This window comes from Streptococcus mitis (assembly GCF_946190065.1).
Taxonomy (GTDB): domain Bacteria; phylum Bacillota; class Bacilli; order Lactobacillales; family Streptococcaceae; genus Streptococcus; species Streptococcus mitis_DE.
On record NZ_CAMHZD010000016.1, the window covers coordinates 14,689 to 36,784 of the forward strand.

At 41.2% G+C, this 22,096-nt stretch carries 16 protein-coding genes and 1 pseudogene; 2 read left to right on the forward strand and 15 right to left on the reverse strand.

The features are described 5' to 3' along the window. Positions 1 to 272: 272 nt before the first annotated feature. The gene (locus tag OCF96_RS07645) at positions 273 to 6,089 is read right to left on the reverse strand and encodes a G5 domain-containing protein (RefSeq protein WP_261446847.1); all 5,817 of its coding nucleotides are present in this window, start codon (positions 6,087 to 6,089) and stop codon (positions 273 to 275) included. Positions 6,090 to 6,304: 215 nt separating this feature from the next. On the opposite strand from OCF96_RS07645, the pseudogene OCF96_RS07650 reads away from it, so the two are divergent. Further along, positions 6,305 to 6,895: pseudogene (locus tag OCF96_RS07650) on the forward strand (transposase); the annotation flags it as partial. A 14-nt stretch (positions 6,896 to 6,909) separates the two neighbouring features. Here the strand turns inward: OCF96_RS07650 and OCF96_RS07655 are convergent. From OCF96_RS07655 to OCF96_RS07685, 7 genes are all read right to left on the reverse strand, one after another. Next, positions 6,910 to 7,947, reverse strand: a complete 1,038-nt coding sequence (locus OCF96_RS07655; protein WP_261446848.1) for an aldose epimerase family protein — start codon at positions 7,945 to 7,947, stop codon at positions 6,910 to 6,912. A 313-nt stretch (positions 7,948 to 8,260) separates the two neighbouring features. Then, positions 8,261 to 9,427: an SIS domain-containing protein gene (locus OCF96_RS07660; protein WP_084950526.1), complete on the reverse strand. Its 1,167-nt coding sequence runs from the start codon at positions 9,425 to 9,427 to the stop codon at positions 8,261 to 8,263. Between the two features lie 86 nt (positions 9,428 to 9,513). Next, positions 9,514 to 9,918: a PTS sugar transporter subunit IIA gene (locus OCF96_RS07665; RefSeq protein ID WP_000167444.1), complete on the reverse strand. Its 405-nt coding sequence runs from the start codon at positions 9,916 to 9,918 to the stop codon at positions 9,514 to 9,516. Positions 9,919 to 9,921: 3 nt separating this feature from the next. Next, positions 9,922 to 10,743 carry a PTS system mannose/fructose/sorbose family transporter subunit IID gene (locus tag OCF96_RS07670; RefSeq protein ID WP_049502319.1) on the reverse strand — a complete coding sequence of 274 codons (822 nt, stop codon included), beginning with the start codon at positions 10,741 to 10,743 and terminating at the stop codon, positions 9,922 to 9,924. After that, positions 10,730 to 11,635: a PTS mannose/fructose/sorbose/N-acetylgalactosamine transporter subunit IIC gene (locus OCF96_RS07675; protein WP_049491985.1), complete on the reverse strand. Its 906-nt coding sequence runs from the start codon at positions 11,633 to 11,635 to the stop codon at positions 10,730 to 10,732. The genes OCF96_RS07670 and OCF96_RS07675 overlap by 14 nt, the downstream gene beginning before the upstream one ends. A 26-nt stretch (positions 11,636 to 11,661) precedes the next feature. After that, the gene (locus OCF96_RS07680; protein ID WP_000156971.1) at positions 11,662 to 12,138 is read right to left on the reverse strand and encodes a PTS sugar transporter subunit IIB; all 477 of its coding nucleotides are present in this window, start codon (positions 12,136 to 12,138) and stop codon (positions 11,662 to 11,664) included. Beyond that, complete coding sequence (locus OCF96_RS07685; protein WP_261446849.1) at positions 12,135 to 13,922, reverse strand: glycoside hydrolase family 35 protein; 1,788 nt, start codon at positions 13,920 to 13,922, stop codon at positions 12,135 to 12,137. Before OCF96_RS07685 ends, OCF96_RS07680 begins: the two co-directional genes overlap by 4 nt. Before the next feature lie 318 nt (positions 13,923 to 14,240). Here OCF96_RS07685 and OCF96_RS07690 point away from each other — a divergent pair, with 318 nt between their 5' ends. Continuing rightward, the gene (locus tag OCF96_RS07690) at positions 14,241 to 14,957 is read left to right on the forward strand and encodes a GntR family transcriptional regulator (protein ID WP_031237756.1); all 717 of its coding nucleotides are present in this window, start codon (positions 14,241 to 14,243) and stop codon (positions 14,955 to 14,957) included. Between the two features lie 210 nt (positions 14,958 to 15,167). On the opposite strand, the gene purB is transcribed toward OCF96_RS07690, so the two are convergent. The 7 genes from purB to purH form a co-directional block, all read right to left on the reverse strand. Continuing rightward, positions 15,168 to 16,463 carry an adenylosuccinate lyase gene (gene purB / locus OCF96_RS07695; RefSeq protein ID WP_101782715.1) on the reverse strand — a complete coding sequence of 432 codons (1,296 nt, stop codon included), beginning with the start codon at positions 16,461 to 16,463 and terminating at the stop codon, positions 15,168 to 15,170. Positions 16,464 to 16,478: 15 nt separating this feature from the next. Next, complete coding sequence (locus OCF96_RS07700) at positions 16,479 to 17,306, reverse strand: hypothetical protein (protein ID WP_261446850.1); 828 nt, start codon at positions 17,304 to 17,306, stop codon at positions 16,479 to 16,481. A gap of 44 nt (positions 17,307 to 17,350) precedes the next feature. Continuing rightward, on the reverse strand, positions 17,351 to 18,442 hold the full coding sequence (gene purK / locus OCF96_RS07705) for a 5-(carboxyamino)imidazole ribonucleotide synthase (RefSeq protein ID WP_261446851.1): 1,092 nt from the start codon (positions 18,440 to 18,442) through the stop codon (positions 17,351 to 17,353). After that, positions 18,429 to 18,920 (reverse strand): 5-(carboxyamino)imidazole ribonucleotide mutase, encoded by a 492-nt coding sequence (gene purE / locus OCF96_RS07710; RefSeq protein ID WP_261446852.1) that lies wholly within the window; start codon positions 18,918 to 18,920, stop codon positions 18,429 to 18,431. The genes purK and purE overlap by 14 nt, the downstream gene beginning before the upstream one ends. A 33-nt stretch (positions 18,921 to 18,953) precedes the next feature. After that, a complete protein-coding gene (locus OCF96_RS07715; RefSeq protein ID WP_080980075.1) occupies positions 18,954 to 19,070 on the reverse strand; it encodes a phosphoribosylaminoimidazole carboxylase in 117 nt (38 codons plus the stop codon). A gap of 94 nt (positions 19,071 to 19,164) precedes the next feature. Then, positions 19,165 to 20,427 (reverse strand): phosphoribosylamine--glycine ligase, encoded by a 1,263-nt coding sequence (purD, locus tag OCF96_RS07720; RefSeq protein ID WP_261446853.1) that lies wholly within the window; start codon positions 20,425 to 20,427, stop codon positions 19,165 to 19,167. Positions 20,428 to 20,548: 121 nt separating this feature from the next. Continuing rightward, a complete protein-coding gene (gene purH, locus OCF96_RS07725; RefSeq protein WP_261446854.1) occupies positions 20,549 to 22,096 on the reverse strand; it encodes a bifunctional phosphoribosylaminoimidazolecarboxamide formyltransferase/IMP cyclohydrolase in 1,548 nt (515 codons plus the stop codon).

Consider the following 22,096-nt stretch of genomic DNA (forward strand, 5'->3'; position numbering starts at 1 on the left):
TAATATTTGTAATGGGTAAATGCCCTATAGATATCATAAATCGGGATATACATAAGGAAATCATCGCTAAACTGGAGTACAATGCTCCATTTTGTCCTGATTTCGGAATCCAAATGAAGAAACATGACTTTCAAAAAAGCTATCAAATTTATTGCTATAAATATATATGGTGCTCCCATAGCAATAATTAAAACAACTTTTCTTAATGCTAAAATTATCCTCTATCATCTCTATGAAAATCTCTCGTTACTATCAAATTGGAAATTTCATGCTCAATTTTTTCTTTTTCTAACACTCAATCCCAAACCCAAGAGAAGTCCGATTGACCCAAGCACAAATAAGTTTTTATCATCAGTATTCGACGTCCTTGGTAACTCCTTAGCAGAATTCGCTAATTTTCTATCAGAACTAAGAATCGCATTCTCATTCGAAGGAATTAGAAGTGTTTTCTTGTCTTCTTCTCCTTCTACAGCTTTGGTCCCTATTAAGACAACTTGATAGATCGGTTCCTTGGTAATATTGTTAGATAGCACACGACGTGTTTCTACACCATTGTCACTACTAATTTCTGTAATGATGGTACGCTGACCTTTCTCTCCTGCAATCAAGACCTTGGTTTGACCTTTTGGTAAGTTAGCACTATCCCTATATTCAGTAGTAAAGTCAGTTTCCTCTATGCGGATTTCCACACTTGGTGTTTCAACTATTGGAGATAGAGGACCATCTTCTGGCAGAGTACGACCGATAACCTTCGACCCCTGATAGATGATTGTTGGGGTTGCTTCTTGCTCAATCTCACTTGTTTGAGAGAGGATCATTCCAGTACGTATTCCATGGTCTGTTTCATAGATCGTTACAATCTTACGCTGACCTGCACGACCTTGAACGGTCTGACTTTGACCTTTCAGAAGCGAAGTGTCCTCACGGTACACAAGCACTGGTGCGATTTCTTCTGTGCTAACAACGTTTTCTCGACTCTTAATAGGCTTAGTACCAACTAGGGTAATTTCAGGTTGAGAATCCACTACATTTTCCTCACGGACAGAGAGGACCTTGTCTGTTTTCACACCATCTAATGTTTGGTATAGCTTCACAACAGTCTTAGAACCTGCACGACCTGACTGTTTCAGCTGAGTTTGATCTGTATAAAGATCAGAGCTAACCTCAGTCAAGCGTTCGTACGGAATTGATACCGTTTCACGAACTTCTTCTTTCCCTTCAATAGCTTTGATCCCTATTAAGACAACTTGATTAATCGGTTCCTTGGTAATAGTGTTAGATAGCTCACGACGTGTTTCTACACCATTGTCACTACTAATTTCTGTAATAATGGTACGCTGACCTTTCTCTCCTACAATCAAGACCTTAGTTTGACCTTTTGGTAAGCTAGCACTATTCCTATATTCAGTAGTAAAGTCAGTCTCCTCTATACGGGTTTCCACACTTGGTGTTTCAACTATTGGAGATAGAGGACCATCTTCTGGCAGAGTACGACCGATAACCTTCACACCCTGATAGATGATTGTTGGGGTTGCTTCTTGCACAATCTCACTTGTTTGAGAGAGGATCATTCCAGTACGTATTCCATGGTCTGTTTCATAGATCGTGATAATCTTACGCTGACCTGCACGACCTTGAACGGTCTGACTTTGACCTTTCAGAAGCGAAGTGTCCTCACGGTACACAAGCACTGGTGCGATTTCTTCTATGCTAACAACGCTTTCTCGACTCTTAATAGGCTTAGTACCAACTAGGATAATCTCGGGTTGAGAGGCAACTATATTTTCCTCACGGACAGAGAGAACCTTGTCTGTTTTCACGCCATCCAGTGTTTGGTATAGCTTCACAACAGTCTTAGAACCTGCACGACCTGACTGTTTCAGCTGAGTTTGATCTGTATAGAGATCAGAGCTAACCTCAGTCAAGCGTTCGTACGGAATTGATACCGTTTCACGAACTTCTTCTTTCCCTTCTACAGCTGGAATACGAGTGTAGTCAATTATCATATCACGTGTAACATCTTCTGGAAGGGAAAGAATATAACTTCTTCCATCCTGTGCTAAAACTAGGTTTTTACCTTGATATTTAGCTTGATAACCTGTCACAACTGGAGCCGTTGACTGATCTGTTCCAACACGTCCTGCATTACTACGGTCGTTAGGATAAGTTATTTTTATTGTCTCTGACGGTAATTTTAGTACCCATTGTCCAAGTTTACGATAATGAATAGCATCCACTCTTGCTGGGATATCTGGAGTACTTGATAATTCTGGTTTCCCCAATTCATTTGCTAGGTAACCACTCACAACTGGAGCTGAAACTGCTGGAAATTTATTTTGTTCAGCAATCCAACCCGTATAAAGAACAGCTTTGGTTACAAGATTAACAGTTGCTGTTCTTCTATAATTAAGAACAGCTTCGTGAGCAGGCGCAATTTCCTCACCTTGTGTATTCAAGAAACGAGTCGTACGACTAACCGACTTCTGTAAGTCTTTTTCTGTCAAACCAGCTGGCCAAGTAAGCTTCAACTGGCTATCTACCAATGAATCTTTTTCTTTATACTGACTAGCATCAATCTTCTCCACCCTTGGTGTAAGCACAATAGTAAATTGAGTAACCACACGACTGTTGTCACCATAAACAGGAGTTAGTATCTGATGAAATTCATCTGTAACAATCCGATAACCTTTGTTCAAGAAAGATAAAATTTCCCTGTCTACAGACTTACTATCAATCACTTCACCTGTTTTTCCAGTTAAAGAAACAGTTGATAAGACCGCTTTATTAGATTGATTCACAAAACGAATCTGAGCACTTTGATTATCTTTATCATAACGAATGATGCTATCTTGGGTGGCATCATCAGGACGTGGTGCTAGATATCCTTCTGCTGGACGATCCGTATTTTTCAAGGTCAAATAATTCCCATCTTTCCCAATCGCACGGTAACCCGCTATATAAGGAATGGTAACCGTACTATGATTGCCGATAACACTCGCATCTAAATAGCTATTGGGATAAGATATCCTATTCATTTCAGAATTTGGAGTTTGAACAATCCAAGAACCTAATTTCTTATAACGGACACTAGTTGTCACCGAAATTGGTACCAAAGTATGAACATCTTTTTCGATATTTTGGTTAGTAATCAAAGATCTATCAGCCAAATATCCAGCCTGTATAGGAACAACAAGACTGCCAAACTCTGACTTAGCCAAGACCCAAGAACCATAAGTAACCGTACCTTTAACCAGATCAACAATAGCATTACGACTATAAGCGACTGTCTGTACTGTATCTGGGAAAACTTTTCCGTCATCAGCAACATAATGTATAGTTCGGGTTACAGTTCTATTCAAATCATCGTAGCTCAAACCAGCTGGCCACCTTAAGTCATTGTTGATATCAGGATAAAGGAGAGAATCTGCCACTTTTGGATCCGTTGGTTCAACAGTGCGAGTACGGATTGGCAGACGAACATTGGTAGTATCCAGTGGAATATCTGTCACGCTATCCAAAGTCCCTGTTTGAATACCTGTTACAGTCGCCCCCTCATCCTCTGGTTGCCATTGGAAAAGAAGGGTACGATTATCATATTGAGTAACAAAAGGCAGTTTTCTACCATTAGATAATGTTAAAACCAGGCCTTTTCGAGCAAGTACCTCACCATCATAACGTATAGAAACTAATTTATCATCTGTCGTCACTTGAGCAGAAACTGCCCGAACCGTTGGATTTAAGAAATCCCAGTTAAACTTTCTAAAGGAAAGAGTATAGTCATTTTCACCATCTTCACTGTGCTCATAGAGAAGACCAAACTCACCATTACCTAGATTTTGAACAGAATTATAAGCAAACTTACCAGCTTGGACCAAATTATGTCTGATCCATTTCAAACTACCATCTGATTGAACTTCTGCAAGTCGAGCATAACCATTTTCACGACCACGTCCATTAGCATTTACTAATACAATGTACTCCCGACCATTTTGCACAGTGTGAACTGCTGAAAGTTGTACATAAACATCTGGAATATCACTAATTGTTTCAACAGCACCCCAAGTAGCACCACCATCTTTACTAGTAGAAAATTGAACATGACCACTTCGATTACGCATAAACATCTTGAGTGTTCCATCGTTTAACTCGACAACAGTAGCCTCAGTCAATTCTGCTGCTGTGTTTCTCATAGTATTAGAATTCAAAGCTTCCCCTCTGAAGATACGACCATCATTAGGAGAAGCTCCCATATGCCAAGTCAAACCATGATCATCAGAATAAATTACACGAGAAGACTGAGAACCATTGAGATGAGATACATAATTAGTTGAATACATAGGTACTACTAAACGCCCTGCATATTGACCATGCTTCAATGCAATACCTGAACCTGGACCCGTACCCAAAAATTTCATCCAATCTTTCTTTATCTGGGGTGTAATGTCCCTTGGTGCTGACCAAGTTTTTCCGTCATCATTGCTCTCTGAAATCCATATAAAATTATCCTTGGCTACACGAAAAGGCGAGTCAGTTGTTGGGGTAAAATATATATTTCCCACTAACTTACTACCATTATACAAATCACCTGTATCACTGTACTTATTTTCAGACTGAGTCGATTTAGTGATTACATGATAAGATGTCTTTTGATTATTACTATCATAAATATAATCATCTTCCCGAATAGTATATTTCTCATTACCCTTATATACTATCTGATATGTTCGACCATTGACAACTGTATAAGACTCTTCACGAGTAACACTCATACCCAAAATTCCTTGTCCTTCTGGAAAGACATCGTAGATAGAATAAATTTTCTTTGTCTTGGAATCTTGTACTAAAACCATATCAATAGAAGTAGGAGAACCAATATTAGCATTTCTAGCTCTTGGATTATCACGAATATTTAAAATATTAATTCGTTCACCCCAAGTTTTGCCTCCATCCTCACTTCGACGAACAACCATTCCAATATCACCCCAGTCAGAATAATGCAAACGACGTTCATCTGCCCCTGCAATTATTGTACCATCATTCGTTTTCAGCAAAGATGGTATACGATAAGAATAAATCCCATCACTATTTTTCTGACCATTCAATCCAGACTGAAAAACAGCCTTATTATCTGTTAATTCAGCTGGACCAAGAGCCTTGTTCCCCTCAGGATCTCGAAGAAAAATAGTACTTCGTTGTCCTACCTCTGTGTCACTGAAGGCATAATCATAAATCGTTAGATTACGGATATCTAGATTAGTCCCCCAAACTTTACCATTTCCACGTTGCATAGCTCCTAACTGCATATTGGTCAAATTTTGCATAGCTGTCAAAAAAAGACCAGATTTAGCAGAAGATTTTGATAACCTACCATTAACATAAAGTTTCGCCTCACCGGCATCTACATTAACATTAGGTCGAGAAATAGTAAAGGTTAACGAATTCCACTCATTAGGACGAATACTTTCCTTTCCATCTTCAAAACGATCGTACTGATAGCTCCCCTCTTTTCCTGTTCTAGCCTCTACAACAGGCTTGTTTCCACTTACTCCTAAAAGGAAATACTCATTTCGACTTGAAGTACTAGAGGTAGAAAATACACTATATAAATTCGGTACCGTTTCTGTTGCTTTAAACTCAACATGAACAGTAGCATTGGTCAAATTCTTGACTTTTGGTAGATCTGAACTAAGGTCAGTACTCTTATCTGCATTATTATTTGTCTCCACGTCATCTACCGATACCACTTCTGAATTCTTGAATATCTCACGAGCATAGTAATCGTCTTCTTTTTTCATCTCCTCAGCACTAGCTGTTACCTTGACTACTGGAGCATCTTCTACTGTATTTGTATGATTAGATATTTTGTTGGAAGTATCATCACTAGAACTGGACACCGTACTGCTTCCTATAACATCAGTTCCTTCTATAACAGCAGGTTCTTTCTCAAGTTCAGCTGCACTAACAGGACTAGACACTGAAGCTCCAAAAACCAACGCTGTACCTAATAAAACAGAACAAAGCCCAACTTTATACTTACGAAAAGAGAATAGTTGTCGCTGATTTGATGATTTTATTATTTTTTCTTTCATATTAAACCAATTTCTAACAATCAAAGGATACTATTTTTGAAGACTGAAATTTTGTCTATCAAAATCCTATAAATTTAATTATACCCCAATTATCAAGTCAAGTGCAAGAAAGTTGTTCTTCTGATTAAGTGAACATCTTGCAATCTATTTGACTTGGCTAAACAGCTTCTCTTTCTAATTTCTAGGCTCAGGCTAAAACAGTTCACTGGAATGTTTTACTCCAACATCTAAGCCGTGCTATGAGTCGTGTGCGTGTTCAAATTATGAATCAGTTTGAGCGAAAATCTCATGAATACAAGACTATCAAGCGTTACTGGAAACTCATTCAACAGGATAGTCGTAAACTCAGCAATAAGCGTTTTTATCGCCCTACTTTTCGTATGCACTTAACCAATAAAGAGATTCTTGATAAACTATTAAGCTATTCAGAATACTTGAAACACCACTATAATCTCTATCAGCTCTTGCTTTTTCACTTTCAGAATAAAGAGCCTGACAAATTTTTCGGACTCATTGAGGACAATCTAAAGCAGGTTCATCCTCTTTTTCAGACTGTCTTTAAAACCTTTCTAAAGGACAAAGAGAAAATAGTCAACGCTCTTCAGTTACCCTATTCTAACGCAAAACTGGAAGCGACAAATAATCTCATCAAACTTATCAAGCGCAATGCCTTTGGTTTTCGGAACTTTGAAAACTTCAAAAAACGGATTTTTATCGCTCTGAATATCAAAAAAGAAAAAGTCTGGGACAAAAGTCCCTTAGCTTGCAAAAAAAGCAACGGATTTGAACTGCACCCCAAAAAGTAGAAATTCCTATCCTTTTATTTCACAACAAGCTCATAACGTGTCTGGCTTGTAAAGGTTTGACCGGCTTTAAGAATGACTTGGTCTTTGAGGTCGCTATGAATGGCATCTGGTAAAGCCTGCGCTTCAAGTGCAATCCCATTGTGCTGTACCATTGGCTGACCTCCTATGATGACACTCTCATCGACAAAGTTTGCTGTGTAGACCACAAAACATGGAGCCTCTGTCTTGAAAAGCAAGAAGCGACCTGAATTTTGGTCATAAAGGAAACCAGCATTGTCATGACCCGTAGGGAGGGCAAATGGGTGGTCCAAGCCAGATACCAGTTGGATTTGCTCATCTTCCTCTGCAAAGATATCCTTTAACAAGGCTCCATTGTAGATGTGTTTAACCACATCACGATTGGCATCTGGAGTTTTTGCAGGAACACCATCGGGAGCTATTGGGTAAATCCCCTCTGTATTTAGTTGGAAAACGTGGCGGTCAATTGTCTGCGTGAAATCACCAGACAAGTTGAAATAGCTGTGGTTGGTTGGATTGACCAGCGTATCCTGATCTGTCGTTACCTTATAGCTGATTTCGTAGGCACCAGTTTCTTCCAAGTGGTAGCTGATCCAGATCTTGAGATTCCCAGGGAACCCTCCTGTGCCATCTGTACGCTCTGTGTAGAGGGTCAAACCATGATCGCTCACTTCAACTAGTTCAAACAAGCTTGAATCCCAACCTGTTGAGCCACTGTGGTTACAGTTGCTAGCATTGTTGACTTCAAGATGATAGGTCTGGCCATTGAGTTCAAATGTCGCACCTGCGATACGGCCTGCAACTGGACCTACGCTAGCTCCATGCTTGGGACTATTGCCTACATAGCTATCGAAGTCCTCAAATCCCAAGATAACATTGGCAAAATTTCCAGCCTTATCAGGCGTGACATAGCGCAAAATGGTCGCACCATAAGTCATGACCTCAAGTTGGTAACCACCGTCCGTCTCAAAACGATAGGCTAAGACATCTTGTCCCTCATGATTTCCAAATACACGCTCTGTGTATGCTTTCATTCTGTTCTCCTTTTACTATTTCTCTCAAGCAAACAAACCATAGAAAGCCTACTGACAATCTATGGTTTATCTGATAATTTACAAATCCTATTGTCAAGAATTCATAAACACTGTCTTATACTCAATGAAAATCAAAGAGCAAACTAGGAAGCTAGCCACAGGCTGCTCAAAGCACTGCTTTGAGGTTGTAGATAGAACTGACGAAGTCAGCTCAAAACACTGTTTTGAGGTTGTGGATAGAACTGACAGAGTCAGTAACATATACCTACGGCAAGGCGACACTAGCATGGTTTAAAGAGATTTTCGAAGAGTATTACTTTTGATATTCGTGGATGATAACACCCTGTACCACACGATTTACTGTACCTGTAGGAGACGGTGTATCTGGTTTGTTTTCTACCTTGAGTGAAGTCAATAGGGCAAAGAGTTGGGCATAAACGATGTAAGGGAAGACACGGTAAATATCATTCAAGACACCGCCACAACCAAAGGCCACTTCTTTGACATTTTCAAGACCAAAAGCTTGATCACTCAAAAGCACAACACGACGAGCAATCTGGTCACCAGCAACTTCACGAACCAAGTCCAAGTCGTACTTGCGAGTGTAGTCTGTTGTTGTACCAAAGACCAAAACAACTGTATTTTCGTTGATAAGAGATTTTGGACCGTGACGGAAGCCGACTGGACTTTCATACATGGTCGCCACTTGGCCAGCTGTCAATTCCAAAATCTTGAGCTGAGCTTCATGAGCAAGCCCAAAGAAAGGACCAGCGCCTAGATAGATGACACGGTTAAAGTCTAGGTCAACCAACTCTTTGACATCTTCTGCATTGTCTAGAATTTTACGGGCAAGACTAGATACAACTTCAAAACGTTCAGCTTTAACAGCAAATTCTGTAGGATCAAAGACCAAGAGAGCTGTCAACATCATAGACGTAAAGCTAGAAGTCATGGCAAATCCAGCATCATTAGAGGCAGCTGGTTGCAAGAGCAAGAGATTGCGGTCATCTCCATGAGCTTGAAGAGCCAATTTACCATCTGCTGCACAAGTAATCGTCACTTGGTAAAGCTCATCTACCAAGGCCTTGGCCAAATCAACAGTCGCCACACTTTCAGGCGAGTTCCCACTACGAGCAAAGGATACAAGGACAGTTGCCACATCTTTTTTCAAATAAGTTTCTGGATTGGCAACGATATCTGTTGTCGCAATAGCATTGAAATTCCATTTGCGTTCGTCATAGACTTCCTTAAAGTAAGGTACCAAGGTATCTCCTACATAAGCAGAAGTCCCCGCACCTGTCAAGATAACCTTGATATAGTTATGTTTATCAGCAATTCCTTGTAGGAAAGCTGCAATTTCTTCACCTTTTGCTTGATAAGATTCAAAAGCTTCTTTCCATACATCAGGCTGTTGGTAGATTTCACGTGTAGTGATTTCTGCACCCAATTCGAGCAAATCTTCTTTTGTATAATGTAGCATTGAGTTCCTCTTTTTCTATTAAATATGGGAATGGGAGTAAGCCCCATTCCCATGAATATTCTATATAAGATGCTCTAAATCACATCTTATTCATCTTCGTCATCATCGAAGCCCGCTAACAGGTCATTAACTTTCACAATGCTTTCTGCAGCACGGCTCTTATAGTCCGCATCTGCGCCTGTAAGGCTCGCATTGATAAATTCAATCACCATTGGAAGATTCATCCCTGCGTAAAGGTCAATATCACGACCTTCCATAATCAAACGGCTTACCACGTTACATGGTGTTCCACCGAGAAGATCCGCAAAGACTAAGAAATCATCCAATCCTTCAATAGCAGCTTCAAATTTTGCAGTAAATTCTTCTGGACCATCTTCTGGAAGAAGAGCCACTGCATGAATATTGTCTTGTGGACCCATGATCATCTCAGTGCTACCTTTAAGTTCTTCACAGAATCGACCATGACTCACCAAAATTAATGATTTCGTCATAAATTATGCACCCATTCCAAGCAAGAATTTACCGATGAATGAAAGACCTACTGCAAGAGCAATGATGATACCAATTGCTTTTGTAGAGTTCATACCTTTCTTACCAAGCAACCAGAAGATAAAGGCAGTAAAGATTGCTGGAAGTAAGCGTGGGAAGATTGAGTTCAAGATGTCTTGGAAGTCAATCATTTTTTCACCGATTGGCAATTTATAAGAAACTTCAAAGTTGATCATTGTTGCTACAAGAGCACCCATCATGAAGACACCAAGTACAGATGCAGCGTCAATCAAAGCTGTCAAAGTACTTTGCATGTTGTTGATAAGGTTAACCCCTTCTTTGTAGGCAAATTCTAATTGTTTCCAACGGAAAATGTCATACACTACTGCAACTGCAATCCAGAGGAAGATACCCCATGGTTGGCCAGCGATAGCCATAGTTGCTGCGATAGATCCCATGATAGCAGGTACAAGTGAACCAAAGATAGTATCTCCAAGAGGAGCGAATGGTCCCATCAAACCTGTCTTGATACCGTTAACGGCATCTTTTGAACCCACACCATCTTTTTCTTCCATGGCAAGGTCAAAACCAGCGATGATTGTGTGGAAGAATGGTGAAGTATTGAAGAATTGAGTATGAACTTTCATCATTTCTTTCAATTCAGGAGTTCCATCCCCATACATTTTACGCAATTGAGGCAAGATCATGTAAAGGTAACCAGAAGCTTGCATACGTTCGTAGTTCCAACCTAATTGGAAAGTAAACAAGCTACGTTTGTTGATTTGATTAAAATCTTCTTTTGTAAGTTTGTAATTAGAATTCGTCATCTTCGATTTCCCCACTTTCTGATGGTGTAGAAGGTGCTGCTACAGCTACTTTTTGGCTATTTTTGAAGTGAAGCACTGCAAGGAAGATACCCACGATAGAGATACCAATCATAGACAAACCTTTAAAGTTGTTGACAAAAGCAATTTTTTCAGCCACATCTTTAGGTAGAGTTCCTACGATACCAGCAACAGCGCCACCAAGACCTGTTACATATGAGTAAAGAACAGTCAACATAGCTGTTAAACCGAATCCCATAGCAAGGTAGTGAAGGTTACGTTTAACTGGAAGGTAACGAAGCAAGATTGCAAATCCAAGACCTGGAAGCATACGTCCTGCAAGTGTCAAACCATCTGCAACCCATTGGTATTGTTTAACCAAGTCTACTACTGTTTGTACAAATGCACCACCAAAGGCAAGGGCAAAGAAGACTGGAAGGGCACGAGAAAGAGCCCAAGGAAGAGCACCAAGAAGGTAGTTGCGTTCGATTGCTTTATAGTCAAAGCGTTCGATTGCAGCATCAATACGGTGTGCGAAGAAAGTAGTTGTCATACGTCCAAGAACGTCGAAGTATGTCAAAAGTGCTGCTACTGGTACAGCGATTGTTGTAATCGCAAGGTCTGTAGCGATTCCTTGTGAAACTGAGAATGCTGTTGCAAGAACCGCACCAGAAGTTGCGTCGATACGAGAAGCACCACCGAAGGTACCAACCCCAAGAACGAACAACTGCAAGCTACCACCGATAAACAAACCAGTTGTCACATCTCCCATGATTAAACCAGTAATGAAACCAGCAAATACAGGGGAACCCGCAGATGAAACGATCGTCAACTCATCACAGATTTGATAAGCTGAGTACAAAGTGAGAAGTAAAATTTGCCACCATTGTATCATAACAATGACCTCCTAAAAATTTTTTCCTATTTTAATAAGCTCAAAAAGTCTGAAACTGGATCATTTGGAACCATTTGAGCAGTAAGTTTAACACCTTTTTCTGCCAGTTTGTGGAAGTCTTCCACATCCTTGTCCACTACGTTGATAGAACGTGTGATGGCGCGAGTTTCTGGTGTTTGAGACATATTCCCAACATTAAGGGTTTCAAGTGGTACACCTGCTTCTACCAAACCAAGGAAACGGTCTGGTTTACGAGCAACGATAAAGAGACGTTGGCTATCGTATTTACCAGCAAGAATATTGGCTGCCGCTTTCTCAATTGGCAAAATACTCAATTTCACACCTGGTGGTGTTGCTAGTTTCAAACCACTCTTTTCAACGTCGTTGTTGACAACTTCGTCATCCACAACCATAATACGTGAAACATTTAGTTTTCCAGCCCAAAGATTGGCTACTTGTCCGTGGATCAAACGTCCATCGATACGGCATCCTACAATTGTCATAAATTTTCCCCCTTTATATGTTTTAGTGTAGGTTTACGAGTTAAATGAATCTCTTCTTTATATTCACCCTCTGTTTCAAAGATAATGATACGATTAGCACCTTCCTTGAGATAACAATGAGGAATATAAAGCGAGAGTGTTGGGCCGACGTTCCAAAAACGTCCTAGGTGACGCCCATTGACAAAGGCAACTCCCTTACCAAACTCAGACAAGTCTAGGTAAGTATCTTTTGGCTCTTGGACTGTAAAGTCATAAGCGTAAAAGGCTGGTTGTCCTTCTGTCCATCCTTTTGAAAAATCAATTTTCTCAGGATTATCCAGTGGTAGTGGATATTGTTTCCAATTAAGTAAGAAGTGTAAATCCTTGCAGACACCTGTTCGGATTCCTTTACGTTGTGTATCAGCTAAGAACTTATGTCCATAGTTAACACGGCCCATATTTTCAATCAAGATGTCAAGTTGTGAAGCACCTTTTCGATTACCTTGACAGTAGATATCTTCTCCAATCTCTGTCTGGTATTGAGTGGCAATTCGTTGACCATCTACAAAGAGTTGAGCACGGTCACGTCCATCGATGATGCGAAGGCGTTCTTCTTCTGCATCCCAACTTGCCTCAGTACGATAAAGAAGATAGCCATAACATTGACCTAATTCCTCCATCGCTTTTGGATAGAGACTTTCTATTGGACTAGAAAGACTATCTAAGGTTTCAAATAAGGAAACTTTTTCAGCAAGTGGAATAGCGTCCACTTTCATGCTTTCCTTATAGAGTGGTTCCAACTGCGGATACTCTGGGAAATGTGTTGCCATCATCTTCTTGACTGCCAAATATTTGGCAGTTGGATTCCCTTCTTCATCCAGAAGGGCATCGTAATCATAAGATGTAACTTGTGGCAGGTCCAAAGTCCCTCGAGCCGAGCAACCATTCATGAAGCCAAAGTTTGTACCACCGTGGAACATGTAAAGGTTGATAGAGCCTTTCTCCAATACCTCTCGAACAGCTTCTGCCAATTCTTTCGGATCCCGTGTGATAATCGGTTCTTTCCAACGATTGAACCAGCCATCCCAGAACTCCATACACATAAGTGGCCATTTCTTACCATACTCATCAAAGAATTCCTGCATCTGTGAAAAGTTGTAAGGCGCCTTAGAACCAAAGTTTCCTGTTACAAAGAGGTCATCTTCGATTAAGGTTCCAGCTTTCAAAGTAGCTCGCCATGGGCCATCTGAAGTAAAGAGCGGGCAATCAATCCCTCGTTCTTCCATCAATTTTCGAATCGCTCTTAGGTAAGATTTGTCCTCTCCATAAGAACCGTATTCGTTCTCGACTTGCATCATGAGAATATTTCCGCCATTGTCCAACAAACGCGGCACCAGTCTTGGCAATAATTGATCATAGTAGCGACCAACTGCCTCGATATACGCTGGGTCGGATGAGCGAATTCGCATGTTCTTGGTCAAGAGCCAAGCTGGTAAACCACCGAATTCCCATTCCGCACAGATAAAGGGAGACGGACGCACAATTGCGTAGAGACCCAAATCCTGCGCTATTTGGAGAAATTTCTCTAAATCCAGATCACCTTCAAAATTAAACTCCCCTTCAACAGGTTCGTGTAAATTCCATGCAACATAAGTCTCGACTGTATTAAAGCCAAGCGCTTTTAAGTTGTAGAGCGAATGATACCAATCCTCTGCTGGAATTCTAAAATAATGAATGGCACCAGATAAAATCTTAAATGATTTTCCATCGAGATAAAAATCATCCCGTATCTCAAATCGTGTCATATTCTTACCTTCTGACAATAAAGTTTACGCTTTCATTTGTTGATATAGTAAATATATCTCAATATCTTACATTTGTCAATAGGTTTTCACAATTTTTTTCATTTTTCACTAAATTTTACACAAAAAACTTATAAAAATCTTGTAATTTATAGTCATAACAACATTTTAGTACCATGTATAAAAATGTAGGTTTTTCTATTTATTCCTATGTAAATTAACCTTATAGCCTATTATTCTAATTTTTTTATTCAAAAGGCTACTATTCTTTCCAGTTTTATGGTAAAATCTTTAACGGAGAAGGAAAATCGAGGTGAAAATATGGCAATTCCAAAGTATCAATATATTAAAGATGAGTTAAAGAACAAAATCATTTCTGGTCAATTTGCCAGTGGAGATAAATTCTACACTGAAGCTGAATTGATTGCAATGTATGACGTGAGTTCTATCACAGTTGTCCGCGCCTTAAACGACCTTGCCAAGGATGGCTATATTGTCCGTCAACAAGGAAAGGGTACATTCGTTTCACGCGCACGCAAACACAAACTCGTAGAGTTTTCAGATGTAGAAGTTTTTGAAACTAAAGATGATAAAGTTACCGTCCTTTCTATTGAGCGTGGAAATAAACTAAGCTACTTAGAAAAACTTGGACTACGCGGAGATCAGTTCTACTACAAGATTGAACGCGTACGCGAAACAGGTGGTGTTGTGTACATCTACCATACATCTTACATTCCAGAACAATACATCAACGCAAATTATCCAAATCTTGAATATTATAGCTCTATCTATAACCGTTTCAAATTGGATTACCACATTCACATGAATGATGAACATTTTGAAGAAATCAATGAAATAGCATTTCCAACTCCAGAACATGCGGCTTCGGTCCTCGGGGTCGATGAACAATTCCCAACCGTTTTACAAACCAAGACTACTAAACTAGAGTCTACTGGTCAAGTTCTCGCATACAGCGAAACATATAAACGCGCAGATTACTACAAAATCAAATTCATTTCATGTGACCGTGATCACTAAGAAGAAAGCCTAAGCCTTGCTTGGGCTTTTTCTATGCTTATTATATGACATTAAAAATGTATTTTCTATATGTAAATTAAGATAGACTAAATTTGTTTAAATTTTACTAAAATATAGGTAATTTTTATCAAAAATACTTGAAGACAAAATAAAAATCGAAGTTCTTCTACTCCTATAAATAGAGTAATAGAACTTCGATTTTTATTCTAATTATCCTAAACCAAGACGGTCAAAGATATCATCCACTCGTTTGGTGTAATAAAGAGGGTTGAAGATTTCATCGATTTCTTCTTGAGTGAGGCGAGAAGTTACCTCTGGATCTGCTTCAAGAAGTGGTTTAAAGTCTACTTGATTGTCCCAAGAGTAGGCTGTTTTTGGTTGTACCAAGTCATAGGCTTGCTCACGGGTCATTCCTTTTTCAATCAAGGTCAACATAGCACGTTGACTGAAAATCAAACCAAAAGTCGAGTTCATGTTGCGGATCATGTTTTCTGGGAAGACTGTCAAATTCTTGACAATATTTCCAAAACGGTTGAGCATGTAGTCAATCAAAATAGTCGTATCTGGTGTAATGATGCGCTCAGCTGATGAGTGAGAGATATCACGTTCGTGCCAGAGAGCTACGTTCTCATAGGCAGTAATCATGTGACCACGGATAACACGCGCTAGACCTGTCATGTTCTCAGAACCGATAGGGTTGCGTTTGTGAGGCATTGCAGATGAACCTTTTTGCCCTTTAGCAAAGAATTCTTCCACTTCACGTTGTTCTGATTTTTGCAAACCACGAATCTCAGTCGCCATACGTTCGATAGAAGTCGCAATGCTAGCAAGAACTGCAAAGTACTCAGCGTGAAGGTCACGAGGAAGCACCTGTGTAGAGATTTCTTGGGCACGAATACCCAGTTTATCGCAGACATATTGCTCAACGAATGGTGGGATGTTGGCAAAGTTCCCAACCGCACCAGAAATCTTACCAGCTTCCACACCAGCAGCCGCATGCTCGAAACGCTCGATGTTGCGCTTCATTTCGCTGTACCAAGTCGCCAATTTCAGACCAAAGGTTGTAGGCTCAGCGTGCACACCGTGGGTACGCCCCATCATGATGGTAAACTTGTGCTCCTTAGCCTTATCAGCGATGATGTTGGTGAAGTTTTCAAGGTCACGACGGATGATGTCGTTGGCCTGCTTGTAAAGATAACCGTAGGCCGTATCCACCACGTCGGTAGAAGTCAAACCATAGTGGACCCACTTGCGCTCTTCACCAAGAGTCTCAGAAACCGCACGCGTGAAAGCCACCACATCGTGGCGAGTCTCCTGCTCAATCTCCAAAATACGGTCGATGTCAAAGTCCGCTTTTTCACGAATCAAAGCCACATCTTCCTTAGGGATTTCCCCCAACTCAGCCCATGCCTCGTCAGCCAAGATTTCCACCTCAAGCCAAGCACGGTATTTATTTTCTTCACTCCAAATGTTCGCCATCTCAGGGCGAGAATAACGGTTGATCATTGTTGTTTCTCCTAACTATAATTCAAAAGGTTCTACAGGAACCGAGTTTTCATCAATCTTTATATTAGCGTAATGGTGAAAAACATCTTCTTGGTATACCTTCTCAATTTGTAAACTAAAAGTATAAAAGTATTTATTTTTCAGCAAATCAAAGAATTCAATACTTATCGTTACTAACTTTGGTATGCCTTTATTTACATAATCCACCTCCTCTTTACTCAATACAAAATCTAGTAATATATCCAATTCCAAACAACTTTCTTTTTGCACAAGACAGGCTTTATAGAATTGTTCAGCATTTAAAATACCCTCCGTAAAGAGATTGCCAACTTTAATATTACTTAGTATTGCATTATTAGAACTAACATTTGAAATACAGAGTAAAAATCTAGATTGTAAATAAACATATTTTGAAGCCTGTGTAGATAAATTGTCTAGCTCATTAGACAATTTATCTATTCCCACTTTTGGGCTACCATCATTGTAGTCTTTAAATTTCTCAAATAATGAAATATTATTTTCTTGAAATCTTTTAAAATTCGTCTCATCTCTAAGTATAATTTGATTTTTAGAAAAATCACCTTTATTTTCTAGATTTTTACTTGAAAATCTTAATATAGGCCTGTAACTTATTTTATTATCCCTTCGAGATTGTTCCGATTCAAAATCTAAAGTCAACTTAATCCCTATAATGGTAACAAAACTACCAACTAAACTACCATAAAAAGATAACCAATCATAGTCTCTAGTTAAACCTAAGTTCTGATTAGATAAATCAAAAACTATGGGGATTGAAATTAAAACCATGAAAAGTAAAAAGTACCGTTTATTATTTTTCAACATATAATTTTGTACCTTGTATTATCAGTATTCAAGAATGAGATTATCTACCAATCAATCCCTTTCCCTAACTCCTCAACCTCATCTGGCACATCACTAAACAAAGTCACATGTCCCATCTTGCGGTTGTGCTTCGCTTCTATTTTACCATACATGTGGAGGTGGGCGCTTGGATTTTCTGTCACATATTGCTCAGCAGCCTCGACATGCTGGCCGAGAACATTGAGCATGACGGCAGGTTCATGTAATTTAATTTCTGGCAATGGTGCTCCCAGAACACCTAAAATGTGGGTATCAAACTGGGAGAAGTCGCAGGCTTCAATAGAGTAGTGCCCAGAGTTGTGGGGGCGTGGGGCAATCTCATTGACGATAATATCATCAGCCGTTGCAAACATTTCCACACAAAGGGTACCAGAAAGATGGAGCTGTTCTGCGATTCGCACCGCCATGACTTTAGCCTTATCAGCCAGACTTTCAGAAATGCGAGCTGGTACAATGGTTTTTGAAAGAATGTTGTTGCGGTGGATATTTTCCTGAACTGGAAAAACCGTCACATCCTTGCTATTTCCAGAAACGATGACAGAAATTTCAAAGTCGAAGTTGACAAATTCTTCCAAAACGCAGTCGGCTGAATCGGCTAGTGCATAGGCTTCTTCCAAGTCTTCTGCTGAACGAATGACCTTTTGACCATGTCCATCGTAGCCACCTGTCGCAGTCTTGAGGACATAGTTTTTGGACAGGTCGATATCTGCCAAGTCTTGGCTAGAAGTCACAACCTTGTAAGGTGCCACAGTGACTTGAGCCTTGTTTGAAAGAAAGTCCTTTTCAAAGATACGGTTTTGAGAAATGCGTAGCAGGTCTGTCCCTTGTGGAAGCTGTCCTTCTTTGATAACAGTATCCAAACCGTCAGCATCAACATTTTCAAACTCATAAGTGAGGACATCGCATCGCTCAGCCAACTGACGCAGAGCGTCCACATCATTATAAGGCGCCACGATAATTTCCGCGACGCGAGAGGCTGGGCAATCCGCCGCAGGATCTAGCGCGATAACCTTGTGCCCCATGTAGATAGCAGAAATAGCCATCATCTGACCAAGCTGACCGCCACCAATAATTCCGATTGTTTTAGATGAGCTCATTGCTAGACTCCTCTGCAATTTTTCCTTGTTCTTCAGCAAAGTTGGCAAGTGCATCCGCAATGGACTTATCTTCTACAGAGAGGAGACGGAGGGCAAAGAGGGCTGCGTTGGTCGCCCCTGCTTCACCAATAGCCATGGTTGCGACTGGTACTCCACCCGGCATCTGAACGATGGAATAAAGTGAATCCACACCGCTAAGAGCATGTGATTTGACGGGCACACCAACGACTGGAAGGGTTGTTTTGGTAGCTACCATTCCTGGCAAATGAGCTGCGCCTCCAGCACCTGCGATAATGACCTTGATACCGCGACTACGTGCTTCTTCCGCATGTTTGAACATTAGGTCTGGTGTGCGGTGGGCAGAGACAACTTTCTTTTCGTAGGCTACACCGAAACGGTCTAGGACTTCAGCTGTTTTTTGCATGGTTGCCCAATCGGATTTTGAGCCCATGATGATGGAAATAATTGGTTTAGTCATAATTTTTCCTTTTCTTTCCTTTCTTTTTGTCAATCACCTTAAGTTGTGAGGGACGGCAGCAGCCACCAAAGGTGTCTCATGCCTAAATCGGAAGCCCAAGGTCTTCCGATTTCCCTGAACGATTGGCTTATAATCCAATCGTTCTTTCACAACGGCGGTGATTGCTCTATATCAGCTCGCTAATGCTCGCAAATCAAACGACCATTATCGTATTTGGCGACTGCGTCGCGTTATTCTTATATCTTTATTTAATTGCCTTGCTTCCGATATCTGTTCGGTAAAAGAGGCCGACTGTGTTTTGTTTGTCGAGTTCGCTGTAGATAGTATCTTGGGCTTCTTTAACGGTATCGGCTGTGGTGACTAGCATATAGACACGTCCGCCGTTGGATAGTAGTGCTCTGCTATTTTCCGCAAACTTAGCTCCTGCATAGTAGGTGATGATGTCGCCTTCGGTCTTGAATGAAAGCTTAACACCTTTTTCATAGTCTAGCGGGTAGCCGTTCGAAGCGATGACTACACCCAGAGTCACACCCTTATCCGTCCACGTGATGTTTGGCTCCTTGCCATCAAGGATATCTGTGATATTTTGTGCAAAATCAGAGGTCAGACGAGGTAAGATAATCTGAGTTTCTGGATCTCCGAAGCGAGCATTAAACTCGATGACCTTAGATCCATCAGCTGTCAAGATAAGCCCTGCGTAAAGGATACCCAGATAAGGACGACCTTCTTGAATCATGCCCTCAAGGACTGGCTTGACAATAGTGTCAACCGCTGTATCAACTACACTCTGTGGCAAGTGTGGAACTGGGGCATAGGCACCCATTCCACCAGTGTTAGGACCCTTGTCCCCGTCGTAGGCACGTTTGTGATCCTGAGCCGTTGGCATGATGTAGAACTTGTCCCCATTGACAAAGGCAAAGAGTGAAAATTCCTCCCCTTCAAGGAATTCCTCGATGACCACGCGCGCACCTGAGTCACCGAATTTATTGTCCAAGAGCATCTCGTGAGCCGTTTCGACCGCTTGCTCAACCGTCTCAGCAACGACAACACCCTTCCCAAGGGCCAAACCATCCGCCTTGACTACGATTGGAGCACCATGCTTTTCGATATAGGCCTTGGCTTCCTCAAAATCTGAGAATGTGCCATAGGCTGCTGTCGGAACGCCATATTTGACCATGATTTCCTTGGCAAAATCCTTGGACCACTCCAACTCCGCTGCCAATCTTGTCGGACCAAAAGCCTTGAGCCCAGCTTTATTAAAATCATCCACAATCCCAGCCGCAAGGGCGTCATCTGGCCCGATAAAGGACCAAGCGATATCGTTGGCTTTTGCAAACTCAATCAATTTAGAATGTTCGGAAATAGAGATATTTATCAATTCCAAACCATCCAGAGTCATTCCGTCATTTCCAGGAGCTACAAATACTTTTTCAACGTCTTTTGACTCAAGCAACTTCTGAGCAATCGCATGCTCACGACCACCCGAACCGACAACAAGCAGTTTCATTTCTCAACCTCTTTTACGAATTATTTATTAACATTATAACACAAACGTTCGTTTTAATCTTGTTTTATTAAGCATTTTTAAGCAAAAAAGGAAAGAAACTGTTTTCTTCCCTTTAGTGTTCTTAATGTCTAAAATGTCTCACGCCTGTGAAGACCATGGTCAAGCCGTATTTATCCGCAGCTTCGATAGATTCTTCGTCACGGACGGACCCACCTGGTTGGATGATGGCCTTGATACCTGCTTTGGCGATCTCTTCCACGTTATCCGCAAATGGGAAGAAGGCATCCGAAGCAAGCACAGCGCCGTCAAGACGGTCTTTAGCTTGGTCGATGGCAATACGAACGGAGCCCACACGGTTGGTTTGACCTGGGCCAACGCCAAGTGTCATGTGGTCATTGGTCACGATGATACCATTTGATTTGACGTACTTGATAGCCTTCCAAGCGAACTCAAGAGCAGTAGCTTCTGTCTCAGTTGGCTGGCGTTTGGTCACCACTTGCCAGTCAGCTGGGCTTTCTTTCACCACATCTTGATTTTGCACGAGAAGTCCACCGACCACACCAGTATATTCAGCTTCCGCTTCACTCGCTTCTTGAGCGTCAAATGGCAAGGCAAGGATACGCAAGTTTTTCTTTTTATTGGTCAAAATGGCTAGCGCCTCATCCGTATAGCTTGGTGCGATGATGATTTCAAGGAAGACACCATGCATCTTCTCAGCTGTCGCAGCATCCACCTCACGGTTGAGAACGACGATCCCACCAAAGATAGACACTGGGTCAGACTCATAAGCGTAGTCCCAAGCAGTCTCGATGTCATCTGCCTGACCAATTCCACATGGGTTCATGTGTTTGAGTGCCACAACGGTTGGACGATCTTTGAAATCACGGATGATACGAATGGCCGCATCCGCATCGCGGATATTGTTAAAAGATAATTCCTTCCCGTTGAGCTGTTTGGCTGAAGCGATGGAGTAATCTGTCGACAAGGCTTTTTGGTAGAAGTCTGCATCCTGCTGAGGATTTTCTCCATAGCGCATGGCTTGCTTTAGGTCATAGGTTAAAGTGAGTTTTTCAGGTTTACTTTCGCCCACTTGAGTTGTGAAGTATTCTGCGATCAAGGCATCATAAGCTGCTGTGTGACGGAAAACCTTGGCTGCCAACCGTTGGCGAGTTTCATAACTTGTTTCGCCGTTTGCTGACAATTCATCAAGAACCACAGCGTAATCTACTGTGTCTACCACAACTGTTACACTGGCATGGTTTTTGGCTGCTGAACGAAGCATAGAAGGACCACCGATGTCGATATTCTCCACAGCATCAGCATAAGTCACGGCTGGTTTGAGAATGGTTTCCTTGAATGGGTAAAGGTTGACCACAGCAAGGTCGATGAGCTCAATTTGATTATCCTTAGCTGCTTCCAAGTGGCTATCCAAATCACGACGAGCGAGAAGGCCACCGTGGATATTTGGATGAAGGGTCTTGACACGACCGTCCATCATTTCAGGAAAACCAGTCACATCATCGATGGCAATGGTCTTCACCCCAGCATTGTCAAGGGCAACCTTGGTCCCACCTGTCGAGATGATATCCCATCCAAGTTTTTTAAGTTCTTGGGCAAATTCAACAATGCCCGCTTTGTCTGAGACGCTGATTAAGGCTTTTTTCGTCAT

Coding starts and splice junctions, on each gene's coding strand:
- OCF96_RS07645 (WP_261446847.1), bottom strand. CDS start 6,089: ATGAAAGAAAAAATAATAAAATCATCAAATCAGCGACAACTATTCTCT.
- OCF96_RS07655 (WP_261446848.1), bottom strand. CDS start 7,947: ATGAAAGCATACACAGAGCGTGTATTTGGAAATCATGAGGGACAAGAT.
- OCF96_RS07660 (WP_084950526.1), bottom strand. CDS start 9,427: ATGCTACATTATACAAAAGAAGATTTGCTCGAATTGGGTGCAGAAATC.
- OCF96_RS07665 (WP_000167444.1), bottom strand. CDS start 9,918: ATGACGAAATCATTAATTTTGGTGAGTCATGGTCGATTCTGTGAAGAA.
- OCF96_RS07670 (WP_049502319.1), bottom strand. CDS start 10,743: ATGACGAATTCTAATTACAAACTTACAAAAGAAGATTTTAATCAAATC.
- OCF96_RS07675 (WP_049491985.1), bottom strand. CDS start 11,635: ATGATACAATGGTGGCAAATTTTACTTCTCACTTTGTACTCAGCTTAT.
- OCF96_RS07680 (WP_000156971.1), bottom strand. CDS start 12,138: ATGACAATTGTAGGATGCCGTATCGATGGACGTTTGATCCACGGACAA.
- OCF96_RS07685 (WP_261446849.1), bottom strand. CDS start 13,922: ATGACACGATTTGAGATACGGGATGATTTTTATCTCGATGGAAAATCA.
- OCF96_RS07690 (WP_031237756.1), top strand. CDS start 14,241: ATGGCAATTCCAAAGTATCAATATATTAAAGATGAGTTAAAGAACAAA.
- purB (WP_101782715.1), bottom strand. CDS start 16,463: ATGATCAACCGTTATTCTCGCCCTGAGATGGCGAACATTTGGAGTGAA.
- OCF96_RS07700 (WP_261446850.1), bottom strand. CDS start 17,306: ATGTTGAAAAATAATAAACGGTACTTTTTACTTTTCATGGTTTTAATT.
- purK (WP_261446851.1), bottom strand. CDS start 18,442: ATGAGCTCATCTAAAACAATCGGAATTATTGGTGGCGGTCAGCTTGGT.
- purE (WP_261446852.1), bottom strand. CDS start 18,920: ATGACTAAACCAATTATTTCCATCATCATGGGCTCAAAATCCGATTGG.
- purD (WP_261446853.1), bottom strand. CDS start 20,427: ATGAAACTGCTTGTTGTCGGTTCGGGTGGTCGTGAGCATGCGATTGCT.
- purH (WP_261446854.1), bottom strand. CDS start 22,096: ATGACGAAAAAAGCCTTAATCAGCGTCTCAGACAAAGCGGGCATTGTT.